Raw genomic sequence first — 10,000 nt, forward strand, 5'->3', positions numbered from 1 at the left:
AATTTTCTTGAGTTTGTGTTTCATATTTGTTTGTTTTAAAATTTTCAACAAACAAAAGAAACTTTTTTGAATGCGTTGCTGTAGTTTTTCTGCATGTTTTTTAAAAAGAAACCCTTTCAAATTTGAAAGGGTTTCTTTTTTTAATTATTCTTTTTTCTTCTTGCCAAATAAATCTTTTAAAGCTCCGGTTGCTTTGTCTTTTACCGTGTTTTTAATTTCTTCTTTAGGTGTTGTTTTGGTTTTTGAAGTATCTGCTGCAGTTGTAGTGGTTCCAGAGGTATTGCCTTTGGTTCCATTCAACATATTGTTTAATGCATTCGTACCTTGATTCACATATTTCTCTTTCTGCATTTTAACCAATTGCGTAGTCAAATTTGTAGTCGATTGTTTTAAATCAGAATTAAATTTTGGTTGCGAAAAATTCCCTGTCATCAATCCATTTACGGGAATGCTCGTTATTTGTTTTTGATCAGCAGGCGTTAATTTCGCAATTAAATTAGTTACGTCTTTACCTAAATATTTCACCGGAACATCAAATTTCAAATTGTAATTCATTGTTTGATCAAAACCATGACTTCCACCAATATTCACTGTAATGTCTTGGTATTTAATGTCAAAAGGTTTTACATTAACTTTTCCATCTTTAAATGATAAAGCTGCTTTTACATCGTTTAAATTTACTTTACTCATATCGATGAATTTCAAGTTAGAACTTAAAGAAGTTAGCATTGCAGAGTTTTTTTCATTGATAGTAGTTGATAATAATTGTCCAAATAAATCCCCAGAAATCGTTTTTAAATTTGGTGTCATATCGTTTTGTAAATTTCCAGAAAGTTTGATGGTTGAATTCAGTTTTCCGTTAATAACACCAGCAATTGGAGCAATCGATTTTAACATGTCTAATTGGGTAAACGACTCGGCAATATTTACCGCGTTTAAACCTAAATCCATATCAAATTTTGGAGTTTTTCCTTTGGTAGAAACGGTTCCTGTTAAACCAATATTTCCACCAAAAATTCCCATTTTTAAATTATTCAATGTAACGGCTTCGTCACGAATAATCATATTTCCAGAAACATCTTTCAAATTTAAATTGTCATAAACTACAGTTGCTGCTTTAGCTGTAATGCTACAATCTAAGAAAGAAGGAATTTTAACCGCTTCAGTAGTTTTCTTGCCTTCATCATTAACCGTTGTAGTTGGTGCCATGAAATCAGAAACCACTAATTTAGTCGAATTCATGTTGAATTTTCCTTTCAAGATTTGGTTTTTGAACATGAATCCGTAGAAATTATCTAACGTTCCGTTTACTTGAATGTCAGACGAACCTGTTTTAGCATCCAATTTACTTAAGTTGATATGGTTTGGATTGAATGCTACATTTGCTTGATTAATTTTGAAAGGTTTCGCCATTTCGGGACCTTCATAATTAAATCCAGTTAAGCTCACCGTTCCCGAATTTTGTATGTTTTGATACTGACTTTTCTCTACCGATTGCATATCGAATTTCGTTTTTACATCGGCTTTTAGAATTCCAGTTAAGGGTTTGTCTAATTTTACAGGATACGCTTTGGTAACGTTTGCTAAATTGATAGTTCCTTTTAATTCGGCATCCACTAAAGCATTTGTGGCAATGTTTTTCACAATTGCCTTCGCATTAAAAACGTCTTGATCAATAGCAAATGACAATTGGTGTAAATTCACAAAAGTGTCATTCATTAAACCCGTTTCGTTAATAATATGGGTGTCAATTACAATGTTTTTTACCGATTTTGGTAAATCTGGATATTGGAATGATGCATTATTCGAAGCAATTTTCACATCAAAAGCGGGAATCGTAGTTTCAGTTAAATTTCCTTTTACTTTTCCATCTACTGAAAATTGTCCAGTTGTTTTTACTTTATTGATATCACCTGAATAAGCGGCTGGAACTAATCCTAAGAAGTTTTTAAAATCAGATGTTGGTGTTTTAAATGTTAAGTCATAGGTTTGACCTGCTTCCACCATTTGAATAAATCCATTAAATTCCAATGGCAATTGATTGATTAGAGCTTTATTGTCTTTGAATTCGTATTTGCTTTTTTCTAAATCGATTCCTAAAACAGCATCTAAAGTGATTCCTACATTGTTCATGTAGTTCATTTTTTCCATTTCAAAAGAAAGTTTGGCTGTAGTTTTAGTTTCTAAATCTAATTTTTGAGCCGCAAAATTTCCTTTTCCTTCATGATAAATACTGTCTAAAACCATTTTCATGTTTGAACCTTCGTCAATATAACTGAATTTTAAATTCTCCACTTCGTAATTCTGAATATCTAAAGCAAAAGGTTTACTATCCGAAGGTTTTTTTTCTTCAGCTTCTTTTAGTGCAATGTCAAAATTACCCACACCATCTTTATTGAAAATAATATTTACAATTCCGTCAACAGCGCTAAAACTTTCTAGGCTCATGGTTTCGCCTTCACCTTTGAAAAGTTCTTTAACGCTCATAGTAACATTAGTTTCTCCAGCATATAAAAGTGTATCTCCAGCGAATGGTGCTTTGTTGATAATGCTAAGTTTGTCGATAGTAACATGCGCTTGTGGAAAACTCTTGAACAAACTTAAATCTACATCTTCAAAAGCGATGTTAGCATTTACATTTTCGTTTAATGTTTTAGCAATCATTTCCTTGATTTTGTCTTTAAACAAAAAAGGTGCTGCCGCTAATGCGATGATGGTTACCAAAAGAAATATCCCAAGTCCTTTTAAAACTTTCTTTAACATGATTGTATTTTTTTGAAGTGAATGATTTTAGCTACACAAAAGTAATACCAATTGTAAATTTACGCATTAAATTTGAGTAAAATATATAAAAAAATCCCAAAAACGTATTGCTTTTGGGATTTTGTTGTTTATCGTAAGAATTAATGAATCTCAAGTTCGTAAGGCATCATCGCTTGAATACCTTTTCTGCTTTTTACACGTTTGATTTGTTCTAACATTTGGAAACCTTCTTCTCCTAGTTGTTCTTTTAATAATTGCTCTTTAGTTTTAAACATCGCCATTCCAGTGAAGTTAGCTAATAAATCTTCAAAACTTTTCTCGTATTCTGGGAAGTTTTCTGTTCTGTACGAAGTCGTTTTTCCAAGTTTAGCTGCATATTTAATAGCTGCATCTAAGCCGCCAATTTCGTCTACTAAGCCTAGTTTTTGAGCGTCAACACCTGTCCAAACTCTTCCTTGTGCAATGGCGTCAACTTGTTCAGTTGTCATTTTTCTACCATCAGCCACACGTTTTAAGAAAGTAGCGTATGTTTTTTCGATGCTTTCTAAAACAAAACCTTTAAAGTTTTCATCCATTGGTTCAAAAACACTATAACCACTTGCATTTTCATGTGTTTTTACTTGTTCGGCATTAATTCCGATGTTTTTGCCTAATTGGTTCATGTTAGGTAACATTCCAAAGACTCCAATAGAACCAGTAATGGTGTTTGGTTCTGCGAAAATTCTATCTGCATTAGCTGAAATATAATAACCACCCGAAGCGGCATAATTCCCCATTGAAACTACAACAGGCTTAATTTTTTTAGTGATTTCGATTTCTCTCCAAATTAATTCCGAAGTTAAAGCGCTTCCGCCTGGACTATTTACTCTTAGTACAATTGCTTTTACATCATCGTCTTCTCGAGCTTCTTGTAAAGAGCGTTTGATAGAACCTTCACCAATTACATTTACATCACCTTCACCGCCTGCAATTTCACCTTGTGCATAAATTACCGCAATGATATCATTTTTAGAATAATCTTCAACTGTAGAAGCTGCTTTTTTAGCATAATCGGTAATGCTAACGATATCGTATTTTTCTTTTTTATCTACTTTTAATTTAGCTTTAATCATGTCGTGATATTCGTCTTCATAAGCTACTTTATCTACTAATTTATTAGCTAAAGCTAACTCTGGTGTTCTAGCGCCTAACGTATTTGCAATGGCATTTAACTGAGCAATTGATAATTTTCTGCTTTTAGCAATATCCACTACAATTGTATTCCAAACCGAGTTCAATAAAACCGTCATTTGTTCACGGTTTTCTGGACTCATTTCCTGAGCTAAGAAAGGTTCCACAGCACTTTTGTATTTTCCATGACGAATCACTTCCATCTTTACCCCGGTTTTCTCTTGCAGGTCCTTCATGTAGATAATTTCAGCAGACAATCCTTTTAAATCTACTTCGCCCATTGGATTCAAATAAATTTGATCGGCAACAGAATTAATGTAATATTCTTTTTGAGAATAGCTATTTGCATAAGCATAAACGAATTTCCCCGATTTTTTAAACTCTTCTAATTTATCACGAACCGCTTTACTTTGAGCCAAACCAAGTTGTGATTGATTGTTTAAAATCGAAATCCCTTCAATTTTATCATCCGTTTTAGCTGCTTCAATGGCATTTAAAATATCAGTTACACCATCATGATGTGCTTCAAAATAATTGAAGTCTTTATAATTCGTTTTTCCTGCGTAGTCTAGGGTTACCTTTGATAAATCTAATTCAATTACAGAATTATTTTTCACCGTAACGGTTTCTTCTCCTCCGCCAGCAATTAACCCAATTATAATGATACCAAAAAAGGCTATCATGCAAAAAATAAAAAGCCCAACAATGGTTGCTAATACATTTCCTAAAAATCTCATTTCAATTTCATTTTAATTTACTGTATTAGTAGAAGAAAGTAGAAAAATGTTACATGTTCATAAAAAAATGAAAAAGGTAAATTAGAAGTCTAAAATTGTTTGTTATTTTGCCAATATGAGTCAGCATCAAGTCATTTTATCTTTAGGAAGCAATCAAGGCAATCGTTTAGAAACGATTCAGTCTTGTATTGATTTGATTCATAATGAAGTAGCAACTGTGGTAAAGGTTTCTAAAGTTTATGAAACGCCAGCTTGGGGTTTTGAAAGCGAACCTTTTTATAATGCTGCAATTCTAATTCATACGTCAAAATCGGCTCAAAAAATATTGAATCAGGTTTTGAAAGTAGAGAAGAAGTTGGGTCGTGTTCGTTCCAAAGATTCAGGCTATCGAGCGCGAATTATTGATGTAGATATCATCGCTTTTGATGAAGAAATTATTTTTACCGAAACCTTGCAAGTTCCTCATCCATTAATGCAAAATCGAAAATTTGTGTTGAAACCGATGTTAGATTTAGGATTGAATTGGGAACATCCTCTTTTAAAGAAATCTGTTTCTCAATTGTTACTTCAAACGGAAGATATAAGCGAAATAAAAGCAGTTCAATCCATAATTTCACCAATTGAAAAACTTCAATTACAACAATTCAATTACATCGCGATTGAAGGAAATATTGGAGCAGGAAAAACCACCTTATCAACCAAATTATCAGAAGATTGCAATGCCAAATTAGTGTTAGAACGTTTTGCCGATAATCCGTTTTTACCTAAGTTTTACAAAGATCAAAGTCGTTACGCGTTTCCATTAGAAATGTCATTTTTAGCGGATAGATACCAGCAATTATCAGACGATTTAGCTCAATTTGATTTATTCAAAGATTTTGTGGTGGCAGATTATCACATTTTTAAATCGCTGATTTTTGCCAAAGTAACGCTTCAAGAAGATGAATTTCGTTTGTACAAAACCATGTTCGACATCATCCACAAAGAAATGCCAAAACCCGATTTGTATGTGTATTTGTATCAAAACACAGAACGACTTTTAGAAAACATCAAAAAGCGTGGTAGAAGTTACGAGCAAGAAATTCCAGCGGATTATTTAGAAAAAATCAATCAAGGCTATCTAGATTACATCAAAACTCAAACCGATTTGAATGTGTTGATTATCGATGTCTCGGATTTAGATTTTGTAAAAAAACAGAAGGATTATGTTTTTTTGTTGAATGAAATTAATACCAAGATTAAAAATTGATTTTGGAACACAGATTAAACGGATTTACACAGATTTTAAAAATTTATTTAATTTCTTCAATCAGTGTTCCGAAAATTTTACTTCAACTTCTGAAACAAATCCCAAATCACAATTCCAGCACTCACCGAAATATTCAACGAATGTTTACTTCCTAATTGCGGAATTTCAATCACGCCATCACTTAAATTAATAGCCTCTTGAGAAACACCTTTTACTTCATTTCCAAAGATTAGAGCATATTTTGTATTTGCTTCAGGTTGAAAATTATCCAACATAATGGCATTTTCAGTTTGCTCCACCGAATAAACTTTTACATTTTCTGATTTCAATTGATTCACTACTTCTAAAACGTCTTTTGCGTATTCCCAAGTCACAGTTTCCGTAGCGCCAAGAGCTGTTTTGTGAATTTCTTTGTTGGGCGGAGTAGCCGTTATGCCACATAAATAAATCTTTTCAATCAAAAAAGCATCCGAAGTTCTAAAAACCGAACCAATATTATGCAAACTTCTAATATCGTCTAAGATTACAATAATAGGTGTTTTTTGAGCTTCTTTAAACTCCTCAATGTTTTTGCGTTCTAATTCTGCGTTGGCTAATTTTCTCATGTGGCAAAAGTAAAGATTAATTATAAAACTTTAAAACTTGATTTTTGAAATTGATATTGTCATTGTCTTTGAAATTATTACCTTCGCAATCATACTTAAAATTTGAAATTGTGGCTAAAAAATCTGCAGCAACTCCCGATAAAGCACCCAAGGAAACACCTTTAATGAAGCAATACAACGAGATAAAAAATAAATATCCCGATGCGTGTTTGTTGTTTCGTGTGGGCGATTTTTATGAAACTTTTGGGGAAGATGCTGTTCGTGCCGCAGGAATTTTAGGAATTACATTAACTAAACGTGGTGCTGGTTCTGAAACTGAAACCGCTTTAGCAGGATTTCCACATCATTCCATTAATACGTATTTACCCAAGTTAGTTAAAGCCGGACTTCGAGTGGCAATTTGCGACCAATTGGAAGATCCAAAAATGACTAAAACCATCGTGAAACGAGGCGTTACAGAATTGGTTACGCCTGGAGTCTCGATGAATGATGAGGTGTTGCAATCGAAGTCGAACAACTTTTTAGCTTCGGTACATTTTGGAAAGAAAACAGTTGGGGTTTCGTTTTTAGATGTTTCAACTGGCGAATTCTTAGTTTCGCAAGGCAATGAAGAATACATTGATAAACTATTGCAAAACTTTCGCCCGAGTGAAATATTAATTCCAAAACAATTTAAAAATCAGTTTCACTCGGTTTTTGGAGATGATTTTCATACGTTCTTTTTGGAAGATTGGGTGTATAAAGAAGATTATGCTTTAGAAAGTTTGACGAAACATTTTCAAACCAATTCACTAAAAGGTTTTGGTGTGGAAGAGTTAACCGAAGGTTTGATTGCCTCAGGTGCGATTTTGTATTATTTGTCGGAAACGCAACACAATAAAATTCAACATATCACGAATATCCAACGTATTGCCGAAGATGCTTACGTTTGGATGGATAAATTTACGATTCGAAATTTAGAATTATATCACAGTTATAATCCCAATGCAGTAACGCTTTTAGATGTAATTGATAAAACGCTTTCGCCAATGGGAGCAAGGTTGTTGAAACGTTGGTTGGCGCTTCCGTTGAAAGATATTTCAAAAATTAGAAGTCGTCATGAAGTGATTTCGTATTTAAAAACCAATCCTGAAGTTTTACAGCAAATTCAATATCAAATCAAACAGATTTCAGATTTAGAACGTTTAATTTCAAAAGTAGCAACAGGAAAAATTTCGCCGAGAGAAGTCAATTTCTTAAAAGATTCGTTAGATGCAATTATTCCGATAAAAACATTGGCTTTGAGTAGTGATAACGAAGCTTTACGAGTAATTGGTGATAGTTTGCATGCTTGCGAATTGTTACGCGAAAAAATCAAAACGACTATTCAAGAAGATGCACCAGTAAGTGTCAATAAAGGAAACGCAATTACCGTTGGAGTTCATCCAGAATTAGATGAATTAAGGGCGATTTCATCAACTGGAAAAGGCTATTTGGAAGAATTAGAACAACGTGAAAGTGCTGCTTCAAGTATTCCATCGTTGAAAATCTCGTTCAATAACGTTTTTGGTTATTATATCGAAGTTAGAAACACACATAAAGATAAAGTTCCAGCGGAATGGATTCGCAAGCAAACCTTAGTAAATGCAGAGCGATACATTACCGAAGAACTAAAAGAATACGAGTCTAAAATTTTAGGTGCGGAGGAAAAAATCCATCAATTAGAAACGCAGTTGTTTGAGCAATTGGTGAATTGGATTGCGACTTATATCAAACACGTTCAGTTGAATGCGAATTTAATTGCGCAATTGGATTGTTTGACTTCTTTCACGCAATTAGCGATTGATAACAAATATGTTTGCCCAGATTTAGATGAGAGTTTTGATTTAGAAATTAAAGAAGGACGTCATCCTGTAATTGAAAAGCAGTTGCCTGTTGGTGTGCCGTATATTTCTAATGATGTCTATTTAGACAGAGAAACCCAACAAATTATTATGATTACCGGTCCGAATATGTCGGGTAAATCGGCTATTTTGCGTCAAACTGCTTTGATTGTGTTAATGGCACAAATGGGAAGTTTTGTTCCGGCTGAAAGCGTTAGAATGGGTGTGGTGGATAAAATTTTCACTAGAGTAGGAGCGAGCGACAATATTTCGATGGGTGAATCTACTTTTATGGTGGAAATGAACGAAACGGCTTCGATTTTGAATAATATTTCAGAAAGAAGTTTAGTCTTGTTAGATGAAATTGGAAGAGGAACTTCAACTTATGACGGAATTTCTATTGCATGGGCAATTTCAGAATATTTGCATGAACATCCAAATAAACCGAAAACACTTTTTGCTACGCATTATCACGAATTAAACGAAATGGAAGTTACGTTTGATAGAATTCAAAATTTCAATGTTTCGGTAAAGGAATTGAAAGATACTGTTTTATTTATCCGTAAATTAGTTAAAGGCGGAAGCGCACATAGTTTTGGTATTCACGTAGCAAAAATGGCAGGAATGCCTCAAATTGTAATTCAAAAAGCGCAAAAACTATTGAAGCAATTAGAAAAAAGGCATTCAAGCGAAGAATTATCTGGAATTAAATCGACAAATGATGAATTACAATTGAGTTTCTTCAACTTAGATGATCCACTTTTGGAGGATATTAAAGAAGAAATCATGAATATCGACATCAATACTTTAACGCCAGTTGAAGCATTAATGAAGCTAAACGAAATAAAACGAATGTTGGTTAAAAAATAATTTCAAAATAAAATATTCGTTATCAAAAGGTTATAAAAAAGTTTCAATTTTTATTTAAAAAGTACTTGCAAGAATAAAAATATGTACTATATTTGCACTCGCAATACGGAACAAGTATAGCAACGTTCTTTAAAAGATTACAATACGAAACGCGAAAATAGCTCAGCTGGTAGAGCGCGACCTTGCCAAGGTCGAGGTCGCGGGTTCGAACCCCGTTTTTCGCTCTATACCAAAAATATTTGCTTGAGTGGTGGAATTGGTAGACACGCTGGACTTAAAATCCAGTGGGTAGTAATGCCCGTGCGGGTTCAAGTCCCGCCTTGAGTACAAAAGCTCCGAACATTGTTCGGAGCTTTTTTTGTTTATAAAATTCTTAGTTTAGAATTTTCTATTATCTTTAAAGAATTCTTTATAAATTATCAATCACAACTATATGGGTACATTTGTAATCGCACAACGATTAAGTGGAGTTTATAAATATGAGTTTGTTTCCAGAAAAGGAAAAACGATTTTTACGAGCAACGATTTCGAATTGCGTTTTGAATGTGAAGAGGAGATAGAAAAACTTAAAACTTCTTTAGAACGATGCGTTTTTATGCGTTTTAAATCGTCTAGCGGAAAGTTTTTCTTTCGATTGATATTGGATGAGCACGAAATAGCTGTTAGTAGAAGATATACGACCCAATTGCTGCTTCAAAAAGGGATTGATGAAATAGTAAAATATGCAGATAAAGCAGAGTTTTT

Annotated in this window: 6 protein-coding genes and 2 tRNA genes; 5 read left to right on the forward strand and 3 right to left on the reverse strand. The window is 33.4% G+C overall.

Annotated elements, in window-relative coordinates; genetic code table 11:
• Positions 1 to 144: 144 nt before the first annotated feature.
• Positions 145 to 2,763: an AsmA-like C-terminal region-containing protein gene (locus LDL23_RS10190; RefSeq protein WP_291265602.1), complete on the reverse strand. Its 2,619-nt coding sequence runs from the start codon at positions 2,761 to 2,763 to the stop codon at positions 145 to 147.
• A 140-nt stretch (positions 2,764 to 2,903) separates the two neighbouring features.
• Positions 2,904 to 4,670, reverse strand: coding sequence for a signal peptide peptidase SppA (sppA, locus tag LDL23_RS10195; RefSeq protein ID WP_291265603.1), 1,767 nt, complete (start codon positions 4,668 to 4,670; stop codon positions 2,904 to 2,906).
• Between the two features lie 115 nt (positions 4,671 to 4,785).
• Between sppA and folK the strand changes: the two genes are divergently transcribed.
• Positions 4,786 to 5,919, forward strand: a complete 1,134-nt coding sequence (folK, locus tag LDL23_RS10200; protein ID WP_291265604.1) for a 2-amino-4-hydroxy-6-hydroxymethyldihydropteridine diphosphokinase — start codon at positions 4,786 to 4,788, stop codon at positions 5,917 to 5,919.
• A gap of 77 nt (positions 5,920 to 5,996) precedes the next feature.
• Here the strand turns inward: folK and LDL23_RS10205 are convergent, their stop codons facing one another.
• Positions 5,997 to 6,524, reverse strand: a complete 528-nt coding sequence (locus tag LDL23_RS10205; protein ID WP_291265605.1) for an RNA methyltransferase — start codon at positions 6,522 to 6,524, stop codon at positions 5,997 to 5,999.
• A gap of 164 nt (positions 6,525 to 6,688) precedes the next feature.
• Between LDL23_RS10205 and mutS the strand changes: the two genes are divergently transcribed.
• The 4 genes from mutS to LDL23_RS10225 form a co-directional block, all read left to right on the forward strand.
• On the forward strand, positions 6,689 to 9,256 hold the full coding sequence (mutS, locus tag LDL23_RS10210; RefSeq protein ID WP_291265607.1) for a DNA mismatch repair protein MutS: 2,568 nt from the start codon (positions 6,689 to 6,691) through the stop codon (positions 9,254 to 9,256).
• Positions 9,257 to 9,407: 151 nt separating this feature from the next.
• Positions 9,408 to 9,480, forward strand: a tRNA-Gly gene (locus LDL23_RS10215).
• Positions 9,481 to 9,497: 17 nt separating this feature from the next.
• Positions 9,498 to 9,583, forward strand: a tRNA-Leu gene (locus tag LDL23_RS10220).
• A 106-nt stretch (positions 9,584 to 9,689) separates the two neighbouring features.
• Positions 9,690 to 10,000, forward strand: a 311-nt coding sequence (locus tag LDL23_RS10225) for a DUF1508 domain-containing protein (RefSeq protein WP_291265606.1), incomplete at its 3' end; no start/stop codon positions are given.

Source organism: Flavobacterium sp., from assembly GCF_020217025.1.
In the GTDB taxonomy this organism is placed as follows: domain Bacteria; phylum Bacteroidota; class Bacteroidia; order Flavobacteriales; family Flavobacteriaceae; genus Flavobacterium.

Coding starts and splice junctions, on each gene's coding strand:
- mutS (WP_291265607.1), top strand. CDS start 6,689: ATGAAGCAATACAACGAGATAAAAAATAAATATCCCGATGCGTGTTTG.
- folK (WP_291265604.1), top strand. CDS start 4,786: ATGAGTCAGCATCAAGTCATTTTATCTTTAGGAAGCAATCAAGGCAAT.
- LDL23_RS10205 (WP_291265605.1), bottom strand. CDS start 6,524: ATGAGAAAATTAGCCAACGCAGAATTAGAACGCAAAAACATTGAGGAG.
- LDL23_RS10190 (WP_291265602.1), bottom strand. CDS start 2,763: ATGTTAAAGAAAGTTTTAAAAGGACTTGGGATATTTCTTTTGGTAACC.
- sppA (WP_291265603.1), bottom strand. CDS start 4,670: ATGAGATTTTTAGGAAATGTATTAGCAACCATTGTTGGGCTTTTTATT.